Raw genomic sequence first — 18,430 nt, 5'->3', positions numbered from 1 at the left:
TAGCTGGCTTAGTTGGTGTGGCTGGCTTCGCTGACAGCAGCTTTGTAAATGGTATTGCGTGGCTGGCTGAATAGTTTTTTCAGCATCGGTTCAAATTCCACCAGCGGGAAAGTTTCTGCATGCGCATCAAAAGACGGGTTGTCATACAGCGCGCAAAACTCTGCCGTGCGCTCAAAATACGGGCTGGCGCGGAATTGCTCACGCATATCCTTGTTCATGCCGATATGATGAAAAAAGTAGTGTCCCTGAAAAATGCCATGGTGCTGCACCATCCACAGGTTTTCTTCCGATACAAAGGGTTTCAATATCGCGGCTGCAATATCCGGGTGATTGAAAGAACCCAGGGTGTCGCCAATATCATGCAGCAAGGCGCAACAGACATATTCCTCATCACGGCCATCGCGCATGGCGCGGGTGGCAGTTTGCAGCGAATGCGTGAAGCGATCTACAGGGAAGCCGCCGTAATCACCTTCCAGCAGGCGCAAGTGTTGCATGACACGGTCGGGCAGCAACTGGGCAAAGTGCCTGAATTCACCACCAATCACTTGCCATTCTTGCTGGGTACTGTCTTCCATGCGGGTAAATTGGGCACGATTTTGCATTTGTCTCACTCCTCTTGTCCATATTCGTCATTGAACGTGGTTCTGATGTCACCTTACAACGCCATGTTCTGTTTAAACTGTCAAATATTTTACAATTCAAATTCATTTCATCCATCTACCCAAAGTCAGGCAAATGACATCGCAACAAAATCTCATGCAAGTGCTGCTGTGTGACCCCTGGTTCGCGGCTTTGCCGGCGATTGACCGCAAGGCTATGGTAGCCCCATGTGAGCAATTGCGCTTGCGGCCTGGTGAAATGCTGTTTCGCCAGGGGGATCTGCCCACGGGTTTTTACGCCGTCATCAGCGGCACCGTCAAAATGTCTACCCTCAGTGAAGAAGGCAGGGAAGCCATCCTCGCCATTCTTGATGTCGGCACCTGGTTTGGCGAGATATCCCTGATCGACAGCTTGCCGCGTACCCACGATGCAACCGCGATTGATGATGTTGAACTACTTGTTTTGCCACTGGCAAGTTTTGATCTCATGATGCAAAGGCTGTCGTTTGCAACCGCCATAGCCCGCATGCTGGCGCAGCGCATACGTCTGTTGTATGGCATAGTCGAAGATGGCAGCCTGCGTTCTGTAAGGGCGCGTGTCGCCCGTCGCCTGCTGTTGCTGGCCAATATTGGCAAACGGCCGCAGGCCGGCCAGATAATTGTGCCCGTGACGCAGGAGGCACTGGCCATGATGCTGGGCATGACACGCCAGACTGTCTCAAAAGAATTAAGTTTTTTCAGGTTAAATGGTTTGATTCGCCTGGCTTATGGCAAGATAGAAATTCTTTCAGAAAGCAGGCTGTCGGCTTTATCTGATAAAGAATGAACCCGACCAGAGGCAGCCAGGCAAAGTTGTTTTTTGGTCTATTGTGAATATCCTATCAAGGCAAATCTTGAGGACGATACTGACAAAATGCTACGCTTTGCGTGTAGCGCTGATTTTGTTATTTAGTCATGTCTGTGTACTTGCAGAGGCGGCTTGTTCACGTGTCATCAATGCGCCGGTAGCTGCCCAGGGGTTTAGTGTCATTGTCAGCGGCGATAACGTCAGCGGCATTTACCCTGATATTTTTCGCAACCTGTCTTCCCGTGAAACTTGTCAGTTCCATTTCTTTTCCGTACCCCGCGCGCGCCTGGAATTGATGTTTGAAAATGGCCAGGCAGATGTGCTGTTTCCCGCCATACGCACAGCCCGCAGGGATGCACATGGCTTTTTCGTTCCCCTCATCTATACGCGTGCCACACTGATTTCGCTGCAATCGGCCAGGCCAGCCATACACAATCAGCAAGAATTACTGGAGCAAAAAAACCTCAAAGTAGTGCTCGTGCGCGGTTATGACTATGGCGAAGCCTATCAGGCTATCCTGGCAGAATTGCACAAACAGGGGCGTCTGATAATGGAAACCGATGCCATTTCCGCCGCCCGCATCCTCAAAGCCGGCATTGCCGACATGACCATCATGGCGCCCTATATTTTTGCCGGGGCCGTGCAGGGCGACCCCAGGGTGGACGATATGGCCGACAAATTGAGGTTTGAAGCCTTGCCAGAATTGAACTGGGGTGACAGCGGTATCTACCTGTCCAGAAAATCCCTGAGCCAGGACGACCGCAATGCCCTGCAAGAAATGATGGAACGTGCAGCCCGTTCCGGCATGGTCTGGAAAAGCTTTTCGCGTTACTACAAACCGGACGTATTAAAAGAGGGAAGCCGGCCACGTTAAACCAATATTGTCAGCTCATGTACAATTCAAAAGCGCCATACCCCGTTTGTACTGTTTGATGACTGTTTTTGATTGCAAAGAAATATGCAGACACAAGCAAAGATAAGCAGAGATAAGTGAGCAAATATTGATGAGATTGCGTACTGGTAACACAGGATTGCGCATATTGCTATGTTGTGGCCTGACGGTGTTTGCCGTACAGGCTTTTGCTGCATGCTCGCGTGCCATCAATGTACCGGTGGCGTCTACCGGGCGCAGTGTCCTGATCAATGGCGATCAGATAGATGGCATCTACCCGGATGTGCTGCGTAATCTGGGCGACAGCTGCAAATTTCTGCTGACCGCCGTACCCAGGGCAAGGCTGGAACTGATGTTCGAAACAGGCCGTGCCGATTTATTGATACCCGCCAGCCGCACACCAAAGCGGGATGAGCATGGCATCTTCATCCCTATGGTCTACAACCGCGCCACCCTCATCTCGCTCGACAGCAACCGCCCCGTCATCACATCGGCGCAAGAACTGCTGGATAAAAAAGATCTGAAAGTCGCACTCGTGCGCGGCTTTGACTATGGCCCGGCCTACCAGGACCTGGTCAAGGAGCTGACCAGGCAGGGTCGTCTGTTTTTTGATGCAGAGCCCCTGTCCGTGGCACGCCTGCTCAAGGCAGGCATTGCCGATGTCACCATCATGGCACCCTCCATACTTGCCGGTGCGATCATGGAAGACGGGCGGGTACAGGACATGCTCGATAAATTACGCTATGAACCCATACCCGAATTACCGTGGGGCGATAGCGGTGCCTACATATCCAAAAATTCACTGAACAATGAAGACAGGGCGGCATTGAAAGAGATGATGGAGCAAATCGCCAAATCCGGCATGGTCTGGAAAGGCTTTCAGCGTTATTACCCGGCCAATGTCTTGAAAGAAAGCATACGTCCGCGCTAAACAGTTGTACTAAAAAACCTATAGCGCAATAGCAGTCTCAAACTTGCTGCGCAGGATAGAAAAAAAACTACGCACATTGCGCACATTCGCATGCGTCGCAAACAGCCTGTGCGCCAGCGCATGATAAGCCGCCATGTCTGCTACCTGTATCACCAGCACAAAATCCGGCCCCTGCGACACGCGGTAACATTGCTGCACCGCCGCTTCCTGCGCCACCAGTTGCTCAAATTCCACCAGCTTCTCCGTCGCCTGATGATCGAGCGTGATTTCGACGATGGCCGTCAAGCCCGCCCCCAGCTTGCTGGCATCCAGCAATGCCACCTGGCGGCTGATGATGCCTTCATCCGTCAGCCGCTTCACGCGGCGCAGGCAGGTGGGCGCAGACGCATGCACCCGCAAGGCCAGTTCATGATTGGTCAGCGAGGCATCTTTTTGCAATTGCTGCAAGATGCGTTTATCGAGTTCATCCAGCTCATTCATAGTCAGCATATGATTAATAATTCCAAATTTTCTTTTATATTGAAATAATAGTTCAAATAGAAAAATGGTGTTCTATAAATTTCAATAATAGGTAAATTTTGAAAGAAAATATCAACTCATCTGCTTTAGCATGAACACATATTCATTCTTTATCAGAGGTCACTATGTGCGGTATCGTCGGCGCAGTTGCTCAACGCAATATCACCCCCGTCTTGCTGGAAGGCTTGAAGCGGCTAGAATACCGTGGCTATGACTCATGCGGCGTCGCCCTGCATGTCAATGGTCACCTGCAACGCTCACGCAGTACATCCCGCGTGGCAGACCTGCAGGCACAGATAGACCAGTCCGGCCTGGCCGGGTTCACTGGCATCGCCCACACCCGCTGGGCCACGCATGGTGCACCGTCTTCATCAAATGCCCATCCGCATTTCTCGCGTGAACGCATCGCCCTCGTGCACAACGGCATCATAGAAAACCATGAAGAACTGCGTGCAGAACTGACACAAGCTGGCTATGTGTTCGAGAGCCAGACCGACACCGAAGTCATCGCCCACCTCATAGACCACCTGTATAGCGGTGATTTGTTCGAGACCGTGCAAATCGCCATCAAGCGCCTGACCGGTGCATTTGCGATTGCTGTATTCTGCCGCGATGAACCTCACCGCGTCGTCGGCGCACGCCAGGGTTCTCCATTGATCGTCGGTGTTGGCCAGGGCGAAAACTTCCTCGCATCCGACGCCATGGCACTCGCAGGCACCACCGACCAGATCATCTATCTCGAAGAAGGCGACGTGGTAGACCTGCAACTGCAAAAAGTATGGATAGTCGATAGCGAAGGCAAGTCAGTCCAGCGCGAAGTAAAAACAGTACATGCCCACAGCGGCGCAGCGGAGCTGGGACCTTACCGCCATTACATGCAAAAAGAAATCTTCGAGCAACCGCGCGCCATTGCCGACACGCTGGAAGGCGTCATCAGCATCATGCCCGAGCTTTTCGGTGACGGTGCCTACAAAGTCTTCAAGCAGATAGATTCAGTGTTGATACTCGCCTGCGGCACCAGCTATTACGCTGGCCTGACAGCCAAATACTGGATAGAAGCAATCGCCAAAATCCCCGTCAATGTAGAAATCGCCAGCGAATACCGCTACCGCGAAAGCGTGCCCAACCCCAATTCACTGGTCGTCACCATATCGCAAAGTGGCGAGACCGCAGACACCCTGGCCGCATTGAAACATGCACGCAGCCTCGGCATGTTGCACACCCTCACAGTCTGCAATGTCGCCACCAGTGCCATGGTGCGTGAATGCGCCTTGTCATACATCACCCATGCCGGGGTAGAAGTCGGCGTTGCCTCCACCAAGGCTTTCACCACGCAACTGGCAGCACTTTTCCTGCTGGCACTGTCACTCGCACAAAGCAAAGGCCGCCTCAGTGAGACTGACGAAGCAGAACACATACGCGCCCTGCGCCACCTGCCTGTCGCCATCAGCGCCGTGCTGGCACTCGAACCACAAATCATTTCCTGGGCAGAAGAATTCGCCCGCAAGGAAAACGCACTCTTCCTGGGCCGAGGCCTGCATTACCCCATTGCCCTCGAAGGCGCATTAAAACTCAAAGAGATTTCTTACATCCACGCCGAAGCCTATCCCGCAGGTGAACTCAAACACGGCCCCCTGGCCCTGGTCACCAAGGAAATGCCCGTCGTCACCGTCGCCCCCAACGACACTCTGATAGAAAAACTCAAATCCAACATGCAGGAAGTCCGCGCCCGCGGCGGCGAACTCTACGTCTTCGCCGACGCCGACTCCCGCATCACCTCCAGCGAAGGCGTACACGTCATCCGTCTGCCAGAACACTACGGCCAACTCTCACCAATACTGCACGTGGTGCCACTGCAATTACTGGCGTATCACACGGCACTGGCAAGGGGGACGGATGTCGACAAGCCGCGTAACCTGGCAAAAAGTGTGACGGTTGAATAGGCATCCTGCGGTGCTATAATTATTCAGCGTACTTAGCAGACACGCTGTATTTGTAGTAGAAATGGCTTCCGATTTTTGTGTGGCGAAAAATGGTCACCGAGCAAGTGGTATTCTGTGCAATGACCGATCTCGGTAATCCAGGGAAAATCGGGTCGATAAGGAGTTCAACGAAAAATTTCGTTATTGAACGACTAGTCACGAAATGTTTCATGAACGCAACGCACGTCAAACGTTGGCTGTTACCAGCATAATAATTTAGTCCCATAGAATCGGGCGGATTAATTGGTCGTCGGGAATGAAAGACAAAAATTGAATCGAAATGTTGATCTTGCGCTGTTGCGCACCTTGTTGCACGTGAGTGAAACTGGCTCGATGAACGGCGCGGCGCAACGTCTGCACGTCACTCAGGGAGCTGTTAGTCAGCAGATCAAGAGGCTCGAATTGATGCTTGATCAGCGGTTGTTGGATCGTAACAGTGGCGGAGCCAGATTGACCGAATCTGGTCAGCGCCTTGCTGGCAAGGCGCGCGAGTTACTAAAGATGCACGACGAACTGTTCGCTTCCTTTACGGCACCCCAGGTTAGGGGCACGGTAAGGCTGGGTGTGCCACATGATTTGATGGCCACCCATCTACCACCGATACTGCATGAATTCGCACCCCGTTACCCACTTGTCGATATAGCGCTCACAGGAGGGTCATCGATCGAGTTACGCAAGATTTATGAAATTGGCGAACTTGATCTCGTCATACTTGAAGAAATCCACAGCGGCTCTGGAGGCCATTTGTTGGCACTGGAGTTACCCGCATGGGTAGGCGCCCTAAACGGCAATGCGTGGGCGCGTCGACCATTGCCAATTTCTCTAGTATCTGCCAATTGCGTGTTTCGACAATTGATTCAATCTACTCTTGGATTCGCCGATGTCGAATGGTGCACTCTGATTGACTTTCCCAGCGCCGAAGCTACTTCGGCTACGGTGAATGCAGACGAGGCGGTATCGGTTCTTTTGCCTTCGACGGTGCCGCGTTACTTGCAGATATTGGGCCCAGAGTCGGGCTTGCCGACCTTGCCCTTGTTTGCGATAACGCTTCATAGTCCTGCCCTATTAGATAATCCAGCTGCCGCGGCGCTGAAAAGGGCTATTGTTGACGCGTATTCCAGGCAAAAACAGGTTAGCGCAGCTTAAAGTAAGGCGACTACTTACTTCAACATTAACTTTGTTGCGTGAATATCCAGTGCAACAAGGGTGCCCGTGTCCGGGCACCCTTGTTAAAACGAGTGCATACTCTTAAGGCAATTTTTATGCCGTGGGTACCCGCGCTCTACCAAAACTCCGTGCAGCACGCTTATATCAGACAACAATTTTTAGAGGCAATAACATAAACTGATTGGGGAGTAGTGTTTTTACTTTCCGGCATTGTCGCTTGCCTATCCACAATTACTGTCGGCACTGCAATTGATTGTGACAGTGACAGTATTGCCGGTCGTGGTGACGGGTGTGCCAGCCACGCCATTGTTGTTTGTACCACTGGTGACACTGGTACTTGCCGTTGCGGGAGCGGAAGGACGCACAGGCGCGGTTGGAGGCGTGGGCCTGGTAGGTGGTGGTGGCGGGGTTGGCTTTGCGCTTGCTACACTGACTAAGACACTTTGCGACAAAAATACAATCACTATGCAATTGATGATGGCTTTCATTATTATTCCTTTCGAATTGATAAAAATTTATGCTGCGGAAAATTTTGCTACTTTCACCTACCTTATTCAACAATGTGAATTGAATTCGTTCGCTCACAATGAATTCAAGTTTGCAGTCTCCGATTTCAGTTGCTGCAAATAACGCATTGAATCTGCCTTACGCTCTACCGCCAGTAGTTGGCCGGCTGGGGAAATCACATGATTCGGTACGTTGTATGTGTAATTCTCAAGCATGCCGACTATTTTATGACTGTCAGGTTGCTCGCCGTTGTGTTCGATCATCGAGAGTATTCGGACGATTCCAATGGCACCTAGCCAATCGAGTGCATCGGCATCATGCAGATAGACGCTTTCCACGCCCACCGGGTCGCGATTAAACATATGCGTCTTGATCGCATGTCGAACGGTCTCAATTTTTTCGACAGGAAAACCACTTCCATTCAGTATGGTATCAACGATGGCTGCTCCTTGGTCGGCATGATTAATGCCCTCTTTTTCCCAATGTGGAAAGGCTGCGATATCATGCAAATACGCAGCAGCGAACAATACATCGTCATCAATCGTTACCTTATCCTGAAGGGCTAGCGACTTGGCAAGGTTATAGTCGCGCATGCTATGCGAAAAGCCCCATGCAGGGTGTTTGAAATTTTTCTTAGAAAACTCAATCACGTTGGCACGCCAGTCGGACGGAATGTTGTTATCAGCATTGGCGGTATTGCAAAAAAAAGATAGACCAAAAACTATTCCGTAGACAGATACAATTGTTATTAACTTCATTTATCACTCCGTTTCGTACCCCCCACCCACTAGGGCTGGAAATCGATCTAGGTTTATTTGATAGACACTAGTTTTACTTTAAATGTGAGTCATCACGTTAACTACTGACCATTCGGAACCTCTAAAAAGCCGCCGAATGGCCGCATTGAACTGCTCATTCTTAACAGTCACTTGCCTATCGCGCTTTGATGATTTCAGCAAGCCGGTCAGGCGCATTCGGGATACGCTCAAGTGCGGGATAGCGCGCACCATCGTGGTAAACCAGATTAATTGATGAGCCGTTCGACAACGTCAACTGGATCGCTGCGCTACCGCCTTTCGCCTCTCGTATAGCCTGCTGAAGCACTGCCGCACTATACGGCTTGCCCTGCACGGTTGCGATTATCATACCGGGTGCCAATCCTGCATTCCTGGCGGCACTTTTGACTAGTACATCCGAAATCTCACCATTGCTTTGAATCGACATTCCAACCGTATATTCGAACAAGGAATTGGCCGACGTGGGTGCAGCAGCTTGGTCGTTGTAAGCCAGACGATATCCTGCGTCGTGAATGCCGCTTAGTACTGTGGTAGTGCCAAGTGACTCTGCGCGATTACGCAAAAATGCATCCCAGTCCTTCGCCACTACTTGGTTCAGCGCTGCGACGATGTCCTTAAATAAATAGGGACGCTCAAGCGGGCCACTATCGGCTTTATCACCATAAAACAGTGCAGCAAAATCATCCAAAGATTTCTTGCCTTCGCTGGCGTTTCGCAAAGCGACATCGACATCGAACCAGACCAATGCCCCTTCGCCGTAGAAGTCGAAACCACCGCGGCGCCAATTGTCGTAGTAGCCGTCTCGATTTGTCCATAAGTTAATTGCCATTCGGCCATTATCTTCAAGATCACGCCATTGCCTCCCTTGCCTGTGTTCAATAAAAGCTCCGTTCCTGGCAAGATAGTTACGGTATTGCTCGAGATCCCACATTCCTGCGCGCGCTGTCAAGACCGAACCAAGATATTCGCTCAGTCCCTCGACGATCCAAAGTTCACTGCCATCAGGCGGAAGTTGATAATTAGGCTCGGAGAGTCCTACGGGGCGCCGATATTTACCATTCCAGCTGTGGGCCAGGTCATGTGGCATAGAGTTGGCAGATCGCACAAGCGATTTTTCATCAGTCAGAAAGTTGGCTGGACGGCGCTCCTCCAGCGACTGATGGTGGTCGCTCGCCCCTCCGGAAATCTGGTTCGAAAGCGTAATCAGAAAACGGAACGAATCGTAGTGGCGGTGGCGGAACATTTGCCCACTCTGCCGAACCAAGTTCGACAGTTTCTCAATATAGGCTTGAGGAACTTCCAGATTGGCAGGTGTGTCAGCTACGAGATCTAGATAGTGTGACGGAGTAATCTCGGGCGCCAGAGCGACTTCCCTGAAGTACAGGCCGGAAATCAGGGGTGAATCGAACAGGCGGTCCACTGAGACAGTGCGAAATCCTATGGTTCCATCTTTGTCATCTTTGGCCACCTCAAGTGCGCTGGCGTAACGCCATTGCGATGGCAACACGACGGACGGACTAACCTGAATATCGGCCACGCGTGTTGTTGCGCCCACATAGGGGTACAGCGTGACATCCTGCCAGCTTAGCACAGCAATCGTGTCGCTGACCGAGCCATGCGCACCATCTGAGCCGTCGGTGGCGATGAAGTCACTATTTATTTCAATGCTATGCACACCAGTTGGCACGTCCAGATGATATAAATACACGTCATGCGCATCACGGTGCCAACGGATGACCTTGCCATCACCGCGGATTACCAACCCGGCCTGCTGCTGGATTGGTCCCGGACGTTGCTGAGCTGGAACCCATTTCGGATAGGCGAGAGTCAGTGGTCCCGGCTGCACGGAAATAGTTTCGACAACATGCAGCAGTTTGCGCGGCGTGTCACGCAAATCGACGCTAAGCGTAATGGGCGCAATAGATGCGGCTCCAGCTTTCCCTGCCAATAATGCGGCTAATAACAACCAACATGCTTTCATTAAATACCTCCCGAAAGACTTAAGCATACATAAATCGTGGATATTGGAAAATCGAATGTATTTAATGAAAGCCATTAATGATTCTAATATTGGCAAAACGCTAAACAATGATGTACTTCGATTTTCTGACCAAGGCGAACCGGTATCATCGTTTACATTTTTTTCCGAAGTGCAGCAGCGTCGATATTCTGCGGTGCCGAAACTGATAGCAACTTTGTTAAGGTAGACAAAACACTGATGGCCTATCTATTTGTATTTGAGCTGCTCGTTTGCTAGTTGAACTGACCTGGTCAGTTCGATCCACCTTCTACTTCCAGGTGAGGGTTCTCACAGGGGCGCTTCAAATCCCAGTTTTTCAGATTCAGAGGATCTGTTTTAAATTCCGCCGCTACTCACGATTTTTGCCAGATTTGGTTTTAAGCCAGCTTGAAAGCTTTAAGCATATTTATCGATGACGCTTAATGTCGATCTTCGTACGTTGGCTCTGTGACTTCAGAGCGCAAATAGCGCCACACAGTGTCGCGAAAGATGCCTTAATAGATGTCCTTTAAACATGGGATCCAATAGATGCAAATTATTCAGAAAAGGAAAATTCCATACGTATTAACATACGACTCTAATTTAGCTTTGATTTATTTAAATTCAAGTAATGCGCCGTTAAATATCGACATCAGTTTACGATTTTATTAAGCACTTCTCGTTGCTCTGGATATAGCTTTACATTACCTTTATCACTATCGAAAAATTTTTAGAGAAAGAAAATCATGGCAAAGTATCTTATTTCATTTCCCAGCATTGCAATGGACGTACCCGACAGTGAGATGATGACTGTCGGGCGAGATGCTCGTGCCGTGATACGCGAGGCAAAAGAAGCAGGCGTCTATGTTTTCGGCGGTGGTATTAATGAATCAGTGCCACCCGTTCTGGTGTCAGCCGATGGTGCAGTCGCTGAGGGTGGTTACCCGTGGGCACCGCCACTTGATGGTGGCTTCACTATACTTGAGCTCGCTACCAGAGAGGACGCCATCGTCTGGGCCGCACGTATCGCGAAAGCCTGTCGCTGTGATCAGGAGCTGAGGGTGTTTATGTTTGATCCTGAGTCTTGAAGCTGGTGTGTTGCTGTACATTCTGCCAGCTCATGACGCATCCTCTGCGGGGAGGTGCACTCAAGTACTGCCCCTCGCTTTGGTCACCAAAAAATGCCCGCCGTTACTGTCGCCTCAACGATATTCCCATAGAAAATCTCAAATCTAACATGCAAGAAGTCCGCGTTACCTTCAGAGGAGATGTACAGGTCATCCGCCTGCAAGAACATCGCGGCAAATTGTCACCCATACACCACTTGTCAAAAGAAGTTTTGAAGTTTGATATGACTGCCAAATCAAAGACGAGCAATGCCAGGAAGTATCTGTAAAAAATACAGAAACAATAGAATTCCTGATGAATCGAAATTATTGCTGATGAGGTATGGATATTGAGGGAGGGGAGGGCTATGCCAATTTTCAATTTAAGCGATTGAATTCTGCTGACATTACTTCCGCATGAAACGCTTTACAGCCTGTCCGCCTCTCCAGTCAAATTTGGGCGCACGCTTATATCCTTCAAGATCGCCGGGCCCGGGCAGCGTTGGGTCGGCGGCATTCATCCCGCCGGCGCCGGTTTCCTCCCCGATTTGCGGGTATTTGTCGCATGGGCGAAAACACGCGCACCCGAGCCGCTAGAATAGCGGGCAAGTTCTACACGAGGAATTTAATGAGTTCTCCCCCATTTCTGCCATTTAACGAGCCTCCCGTACCGGAAGTCGAGCATGACCGCCGCTTGGTGCGCCGCTACCTGCTGCAGTCGGCGCTGCGCTTCAACGCCGGTTCGCTGTTGTTCCTGTCGCTGGCGATCGCGTTGCTGCCGATCTGGCTGAACTTCGGTCCGGCCGCGCCGGGCGAAGTAGATCACCGCAAGCTGACTCCGTACATAGTCGGCGGCGTTGCGCTGGCGGTGATGGCCTGGCTCGCGCTGATTTCGAGCGGGATCGCCCGCAACTTCCTTGCCCGGCTGGGCGAGGAGGGCAAGGCGCTGTGTGCGGAGGCGATGGCTTCCTCGGTGACGCGTCGCATCGATGCGCCGTTCAATACGTATACGACCTTCGACCTGTGCACCGAGTCCTTGTCGGGGCTGGCGCTTGGCACTGCACTCGGCTACTCCGGCCCGCCGGCGTTCGTCCACGACCCTTTCAAAGGCCGTATCGTGCTGGGCCGCTGGCGCCCGTTGTCGCTGGGGCGCCATGTCGAGGTGAGGGTATCGTCCGATTTGGGCCCCAGCTGCCACATCGAGCTGCGCTGCCGCCCGGGCCTGACTTGGTTCGCAATCCAGCAGGGTGAGTCGCTGAAGGCGGCCGAGGTGGTGTCTGCGCAACTGCGCCAGCACCTCGCGCGCCATGCAAACGCACTGAACGCGGCTCGGCGTGAGCGCGAGCTGGAACGCACTTCGCTGCAGGCGCGCCTCTCAGCCTTGCAGGCCCAAGTCGAGCCGCACTTCCTGTTCAATACCCTGGCAAATCTGAAGTACCTGATCCGCACCGACCAGCAGGCCGCGCAGGACATGCTCGACCACCTGGTCGGCTACCTGCAGAACGCGATGCCGGATATGCGCTCAGTGTCCTCGACCCTGGGGCGAGAAATGGACCTGGTTAACGACTATCTGGCGGTGATGCGCATCCGCATGGGCGCCCGCCTGCGCTTCGCAGTTGAAGTGGCTGAGGAGTTGCGCAGCCTGCCGTTCCCGCCGGCGATGCTGATCTCGCTTGTGGAAAACGCCGTCAAACACGGTTTGGAGCGGGCTAGCCGACCGGGCCTGATCACCATCAGCGCAAGGCATGAGAGCGACGGGAAGGACGCGCTGCTGAGCGTGTCTGTGGTCGACGACGGCGTTGGCCTGACCGAACAAGCCGGGCAAGGCACGGGGCTGGCGAATATCGCAGAGCGCTTGCTGCTGCTATACGGGCGCAAGGCCAGCCTTTTCGTCGAGCCGGGCGACGGACAAGGCGTACGCGCATTGTTGAGCGTGCCTATTGCCGGGAGCCACGCATGATGCCACGCGCCCTGATCGTCGAAGACGAACCTCTGCTGCGCGCAGAGCTGATGGACCAGTTGCGTGTCTTGTGGCCCGAACTACAAATCGCCGGCCAAGTCGAAAACGGCATCGAAGCGGTGGCAAGCATCGATGCACTGAAACCGGACATCGTCTTCCTGGACATACAGATGCCCGGCCTCAACGGCATGGAGGTGGCGCGCCATATCCCCGAGTCGTGCCAGGTCGTGTTCGTTACGGCATACGCGGAATATGCCTTGGCCGCTTTCGATGCCGGTGCGTCTGACTATCTGGTCAAGCCGTTGACGACCGCACGCCTGCTGCAGACGATCCGCCGTCTGAAGTCGCGCACGACCGCAAGCCCGCCACCGACCGTGTGGAAACAGCTTTTTGAACAGGAGAGCGCACCGGTGTACCTCAAGTGGATTAAGGCTTCGAGCGGCAATTCGGTGCGGCTGGTGATGGTGAGCGAAGTGCTGTACTTCCAGTCGAATGAAAAGTACACGCGGGTGGTGACGGTGAACGGCGATTCGCTGATTCGCCTGCCTCTCAAGTCCCTACTCGAGCAACTGGACCCGCAACTGTTCGCGCAAATCCACCGCAGCGCCATCGTCAATCTTCAGGCCATAGACCGGATCGAACGCAGTGAATACGGGGCGCGCGGCGGCGGCGGGCTGGAGGTCATCCTGAAAGGCCGGACCGAGCGCTTGACCGTTAGTGAAGGATTTACCAAGCAGTTTCGCCAGATGTAGCAGGTGTGGGCCGGGGTTTCGAATCGCGCAACGATGCAGCGGATCACCGGTTCGCGCTTGCAAGCGCGACCTCCTTCCCTTGTAGGGATGCGCGCAGCGCAGGGCTTTTGAAGCCCGTCTGCTGAACGGCGGCCCTCGTGCCGACTGCGCGTTTTTTGGTTCAGTTCGCAATTAATCGTTTCCACATATTGATCTGAAAGGAAGATAATGAAAAAGAAATGGATAGTCACACTGTCTTTGTTATTGCTGACCGTGACAGGGGCAATCGCCAGCCCGCGGACAGGGGAGGTCGATCAGGCGACCCGGTTGGAGGTCATCGATACGCTGATTGCCAAGCTGAATGCCCACTACGTTTTTCCAGACAAAGCCCAACAAGCCGAGGTCGTCTTGCGCCGGCACCAGCGCGAGGGCAAGTACGATGGGATCACGGACGGTAAACAGCTGGCCAAACAGCTGTTCGATGACATTGATGGCGTTGTCCACGACAAGCATATCTCAGTAGATATGAGTACCCGCCCGGTGCCGCCCGATGATGCAATGCCGCCGCCACCCCAGACGCGGGCGGAGTGGGAAAAACAGGTGCCGCCTGCCGCTCTTGAAAAGATTCTCGCATCAAACCTTGGCGTGGAAAAGGTTGATCACCTTAGTCCCAATATTGGCTACCTGCAGATTTCCTCTTTCGGGCCAGTTTTTCTCGTATCCGACAAGTTCGCCGCAGTCATGAATGAACTCGCTGACACCGATGGCCTCATCATCGATCTGCGCAACAACGGCGGTGGCGGGGGAGACTCAGTGGCGCTACTGATCAGCTATCTTGTTGACGAGCGCACCCGCCTCAACGACACCTGGGAACGTACGACCGGCATCACCAGGCAGTATTGGACGCAGGATAAGCTTGACGGCAAACGCTATGGCGGCAAGAAGCCAGTCCTCATCCTGGCAGGCCCCAACACGAAGTCCGCCGCCGAATCATTCGCGTACCAAATGCAGGCATTGAAACGCGCCACGGTGATCGGCGAACGCACTTGGGGTGGCGCTAACGCTTCGCGCCCATATCGTCTCAGCGAGTATTTTGCTGCCTTTATACCAAGCAGGCGCTCAATCAGCCCAATCACCCATACAAACTGGGAGGGCGTGGGCGTCATCCCGGATGTTGCGGCAAAGGTGGACGATGCACTCGCGGCGGCCAAAGATCTGATGCAGCGACAACTTAATGGCGGCGCACCACCTGTTGCTACGGGTCACTAAAACCTCATATCAACATGCAGCGTGCAAAGTTCATGTCTGTCACGATGAGGTCGAAACACCCCAATCCAGCCTTTAAGGTGGTGAAATGCTTCATCTCGACGGTAAGAACTTCACCCGGTGTCCGTTTCCGGAGATAGGAGACGAAGTCGGACAAACACGGCTAGAACGGATGCAGAAGGTTTGGCTTGGTGTTGATTGACAGGTTTTATACTTTTTCAACGGTATGGCGCGGAGCGTGCACTATTGCAGGCGGGACACCTTCAAAGTGCACGCAGTCGTCGAAGATCAAATCATCCTCTCAGATACCCGTAGGCACCTCCACTCGATGGTGGCTTCACTATACTTGGGCTTCCTACAAGAGAGGACGCTATCGCCTGGGCCGCACGTATCGCAAAAGCCTGTCGCTGCGATCAGGAGCTTAGGGTATTTATGTTTGATCCGGAGTCTTGAGCTCAGAATGCTGCAGTACATTCTGCTCTAAACATCTTGCGCCACGCGAACTTCAGTTTGGACTTCGGCCACTGGAATAACCGATCTTAATGAAGTCTCAATAGGACTATATATCTCAAGATCTTCATCTATGGCTTCAAATGAGATCGTCAATGCATATTTAGCAGAAGCATCAGGATCTTTATCCCAACCAGGATGCCCGCGAACAGCAACGCAAAGATCCTCTGGTAATTGATGGGACTTTAAAACTGCCCAATCCTTCTGAATCGTTCCATTTTCCCTCCGCACACCAATAATTTCGCCCCATTCATCCTGCTCGCGTATTTTCCAAGGAATAACACCTTCGTTTGTAGTCGACGTTCTATCACCTACCTTTAGCATACGATTTGTAAATGATTCTAAAGATTCTCCGAGATGAATGCTTCTCCAGTCCACCCAAGTAGACAAGTATTGCGGGATACTTCGGCGAGTCCTTCTTGGTTTTGCTACATAAGACAACGTAACATCTATTCGAACATTGAATTCCCCAGCTGGGGAACGAAGCAAATCAGGAATTGGTATGCGATATATCTGAGCTTCCTTCGATTTTACAGATTGCAGGCCAGAGGTGATCATCGTAACCCGATATGCTGTGTTTTGTGTCGCCCGTTCAACATCTGGTATTCCAAAGCCTAATTGTTGAATTGCGCTTAATTTGTTAGCTGCATTCTCTGCCCATTGTGGCCACCTTGCGGAATTAATGATTAAAGCTCGGTAAAGCAGGGATGGCTCTTCTGGCAACAATGATTGCAATGCACAACCTATTGCAGTGACTTTTGGTGTTGCATATGATGTTCCGACATCATCTCTTCCTGATAACGGCCCACCATGCATGGTGGATCGTACCAGCTCTGGGCACACATCGGGCGGAGTGGTAATACTCGGTGGAATCGAATTGTCTCGAACAAAATCACCGCCATATTCAACAACATCGGGTTTTATTGAGCTCCACACCCCAAGCCCTGTCGTCGAAAAAGCGGAACAAAGATTGTTACTTGCGAACGAAGTTCCTGCCGTGCCAGAGTAGTCGGCATGACTTACAGATCCTACCGTTATGGCCTGTAGGCTTTCAGATGGGCTAGGGATTCTCGATGATGGACGAGTGAGATAGTCAGGGTAATTAAACCCAGAGTTTAGATGGTCCAGGACACCCAAGCGAAACGGTAGTGCTGATGAGCTAGGGGGGAGGTTTCCTGCACTCTGAAAAAATAGCACGTCATATTGCCAGCTCAACCAATCCATTGCGGCAGCCCAGGCAGAAACATTTCTCAGTCTACAAGGCCGATATGCAGCGATTGAGTGGTTAAATAAGCGAGTGGAGCGTGGGCCAAGATGAAATTGTTTTACTATAGACTTCAAGTAAGATGGTGGATAAAGACTGCTTGATAGCCTGTTATTGTGATCCAAAACTCTGGCATTTTGTATCCACACATTGAGCTTTAGATCACCTTCTGTTGGAATTCCTTTTGGGTAGATGATCGCACCTGCAACTCTTGTCCCGTGCCCACCTGCGCGAACATAATCACCAACATCTGTTGCTGCAACGCCAGGTATAAAACAAGTAGATGACGCCACATCAATGGCTGGGTGTAATAAAGGATGATGTTCTTGAATCCCACTATCAATAACGCATACTGCGGGAGCCTGGTCGTCAGGAGGAAGAAGTCTCAGTTCATTTAAGGTCGACTCTTCAACAATATCCGTTGTAAATTTACCTGAAATTTCATCTGGTTCAGCAACTTCGAACACATACGGATAGTTCAAAACAAGATCGCGTAGAGCAAGTCCCGTCACACGCACCCTAACAGTAAAGCTATCTGGTAACGTAGCTGGTCCCATGTGTGTTCCGTGGACAATGTCGAGAACTTCGCCGTTATAACCACCGATAAATTCTATCAACTGCGATTCGCGGGACTCCATCAAATCGTCCCATTCGAACTCAGCTTTACGCCATTGCACTCGCCATCTCTCTAGGCGTGCATCAAAATGTTCTGTCGTTTCGTTCTCTTTTACCTCTGGCGTGTCTGGCACGGTAATTGTCCCCAAACATTCGATGCCTACATCAACAGTGTAAATTTGGGCATCATGAACCGTGGACCATCTTTCAAGTAGAGATTCGGATAAAATACGTTCTATTCTAAGTTGGGTGTTATCAGGACCGGTTAGACTGTAAATTTTCGCAGCTGTAGCACCACCACGACGGTCTTGAATGAAAGCCTCTGTAGAGTTAAGAAACTTAGCCATGCCATCGTCTGGACTCGCTACTAGAATCACACCGTCATTGTGTTCAGAGACAATCTCAAGATTAAAATGCTTGCGGAGGTATTCCAAGTCGGAACCAGGATCAACTTCGACAAACAATGGGATATTGGGAGGTAACTCAGGAAGCATTGTGCGGGCACGTTCCTGCCGAACGGAGTTCCAAATGGAGACCGCTGCGCTAGCGGCCCCTGCTAAAAATGCTCCATGAGCTTCCCTATTATTGCGATTTTCTCTTTCTTGTTCAGGAACTGTCCGACCACCGGTCAATCGTGCGCGACCTCGAACAATTAATGGCAGGGAGAGATGAGGAAAGCTTCCTCTTTGTTGTCGCGAAGTAACCATTAGTAATTTTTATTGTCTAAAAAATTACTAA

Annotated in this window: 16 protein-coding genes and 1 pseudogene; 11 read left to right on the top strand and 6 right to left on the bottom strand. The window is 51.8% G+C overall.

Features of this window, described 5'->3' with window-relative positions:
- Positions 1-8 precede the first annotated feature (8 nt).
- The gene (locus ACO0LH_RS04760) at positions 9-602 is read right to left on the bottom strand and encodes an HD domain-containing protein (protein WP_422939885.1); all 594 of its coding nucleotides are present in this window, start codon (positions 600-602) and stop codon (positions 9-11) included.
- 133 nt (positions 603-735) lie between these two features.
- Between ACO0LH_RS04760 and ACO0LH_RS04755 the strand changes: the two genes are divergently transcribed.
- The 3 genes from ACO0LH_RS04755 to ACO0LH_RS04745 all read left to right on the top strand — a co-directional run bounded on the left by ACO0LH_RS04755 (position 736) and on the right by ACO0LH_RS04745 (position 3,269).
- Positions 736-1,425, top strand: a complete 690-nt coding sequence (locus tag ACO0LH_RS04755; protein WP_422939884.1) for a Crp/Fnr family transcriptional regulator — start codon at positions 736-738, stop codon at positions 1,423-1,425.
- 67 nt (positions 1,426-1,492) lie between these two features.
- Entirely contained in the window at positions 1,493-2,320 is an 828-nt protein-coding gene (locus ACO0LH_RS04750; protein ID WP_422939883.1) for a substrate-binding periplasmic protein, read from the top strand.
- 130 nt (positions 2,321-2,450) lie between these two features.
- Positions 2,451-3,269 (top strand): substrate-binding periplasmic protein, encoded by an 819-nt coding sequence (locus tag ACO0LH_RS04745; protein WP_422939882.1) that lies wholly within the window; start codon positions 2,451-2,453, stop codon positions 3,267-3,269.
- A gap of 18 nt (positions 3,270-3,287) precedes the next feature.
- Here the strand turns inward: ACO0LH_RS04745 and ACO0LH_RS04740 are convergent, their stop codons facing one another.
- Positions 3,288-3,758 carry an Lrp/AsnC family transcriptional regulator gene (locus ACO0LH_RS04740; protein WP_422939881.1) on the bottom strand — a complete coding sequence of 157 codons (471 nt, stop codon included), beginning with the start codon at positions 3,756-3,758 and terminating at the stop codon, positions 3,288-3,290.
- 155 nt (positions 3,759-3,913) lie between these two features.
- Here ACO0LH_RS04740 and glmS point away from each other — a divergent pair, with 155 nt between their 5' ends.
- A complete protein-coding gene (gene glmS / locus ACO0LH_RS04735) occupies positions 3,914-5,731 on the top strand; it encodes a glutamine--fructose-6-phosphate transaminase (isomerizing) (protein WP_422939880.1) in 1,818 nt (605 codons plus the stop codon).
- A 309-nt stretch (positions 5,732-6,040) separates the two neighbouring features.
- Positions 6,041-6,916, top strand: coding sequence for a LysR family transcriptional regulator (locus tag ACO0LH_RS04730; RefSeq protein ID WP_422939879.1), 876 nt, complete (start codon positions 6,041-6,043; stop codon positions 6,914-6,916).
- A 242-nt stretch (positions 6,917-7,158) separates the two neighbouring features.
- Here the strand turns inward: ACO0LH_RS04730 and ACO0LH_RS04725 are convergent, their stop codons facing one another.
- From ACO0LH_RS04725 to ACO0LH_RS04715, 3 genes are all read right to left on the bottom strand, one after another.
- On the bottom strand, positions 7,159-7,425 hold the full coding sequence (locus tag ACO0LH_RS04725; RefSeq protein WP_422939878.1) for a hypothetical protein: 267 nt from the start codon (positions 7,423-7,425) through the stop codon (positions 7,159-7,161).
- A 93-nt stretch (positions 7,426-7,518) separates the two neighbouring features.
- A complete protein-coding gene (locus tag ACO0LH_RS04720; RefSeq protein ID WP_422939877.1) occupies positions 7,519-8,202 on the bottom strand; it encodes an HD domain-containing protein in 684 nt (227 codons plus the stop codon).
- A gap of 175 nt (positions 8,203-8,377) precedes the next feature.
- On the bottom strand, positions 8,378-10,297 hold the full coding sequence (locus tag ACO0LH_RS04715; RefSeq protein WP_422939876.1) for a M61 family peptidase: 1,920 nt from the start codon (positions 10,295-10,297) through the stop codon (positions 8,378-8,380).
- Between the two features lie 689 nt (positions 10,298-10,986).
- On the opposite strand from ACO0LH_RS04715, the gene ACO0LH_RS04710 reads away from it, so the two are divergent.
- The 6 genes and pseudogenes from ACO0LH_RS04710 to ACO0LH_RS04685 all read left to right on the top strand — a co-directional run.
- Complete coding sequence (locus ACO0LH_RS04710) at positions 10,987-11,328, top strand: YciI family protein (protein WP_422939875.1); 342 nt, start codon at positions 10,987-10,989, stop codon at positions 11,326-11,328.
- A gap of 32 nt (positions 11,329-11,360) precedes the next feature.
- Positions 11,361-11,636 carry a hypothetical protein gene (locus ACO0LH_RS04705; protein ID WP_422939874.1) on the top strand — a complete coding sequence of 92 codons (276 nt, stop codon included), beginning with the start codon at positions 11,361-11,363 and terminating at the stop codon, positions 11,634-11,636.
- A gap of 338 nt (positions 11,637-11,974) precedes the next feature.
- Positions 11,975-13,306: a sensor histidine kinase gene (locus ACO0LH_RS04700; RefSeq protein WP_422939873.1), complete on the top strand. Its 1,332-nt coding sequence runs from the start codon at positions 11,975-11,977 to the stop codon at positions 13,304-13,306.
- Positions 13,303-14,058, top strand: a complete 756-nt coding sequence (locus ACO0LH_RS04695) for a LytR/AlgR family response regulator transcription factor (RefSeq protein ID WP_422939872.1) — start codon at positions 13,303-13,305, stop codon at positions 14,056-14,058. Before ACO0LH_RS04700 ends, ACO0LH_RS04695 begins: the two co-directional genes overlap by 4 nt.
- A gap of 207 nt (positions 14,059-14,265) precedes the next feature.
- Positions 14,266-15,306, top strand: a complete 1,041-nt coding sequence (locus ACO0LH_RS04690; protein WP_422939871.1) for a S41 family peptidase — start codon at positions 14,266-14,268, stop codon at positions 15,304-15,306.
- Between the two features lie 324 nt (positions 15,307-15,630).
- Positions 15,631-15,756, top strand: a pseudogene (locus tag ACO0LH_RS04685) (transcription initiation protein); the annotation flags it as partial.
- 27 nt (positions 15,757-15,783) lie between these two features.
- Here ACO0LH_RS04685 and ACO0LH_RS04680 read toward each other — a convergent pair.
- Entirely contained in the window at positions 15,784-18,399 is a 2,616-nt protein-coding gene (locus ACO0LH_RS04680; RefSeq protein WP_422939870.1) for a S8 family peptidase, read from the bottom strand.
- Positions 18,400-18,430: the final 31 nt, after the last annotated feature.

It is taken from the genome of Undibacterium sp. TJN19 (assembly GCF_049339485.1).
In the GTDB taxonomy this organism is placed as follows: domain Bacteria; phylum Pseudomonadota; class Gammaproteobacteria; order Burkholderiales; family Burkholderiaceae_D; genus Undibacterium.
The sequence above is the reverse complement of the archived record's forward strand: the minus strand, read 5'-3'. Positions and strand labels throughout refer to the sequence as shown.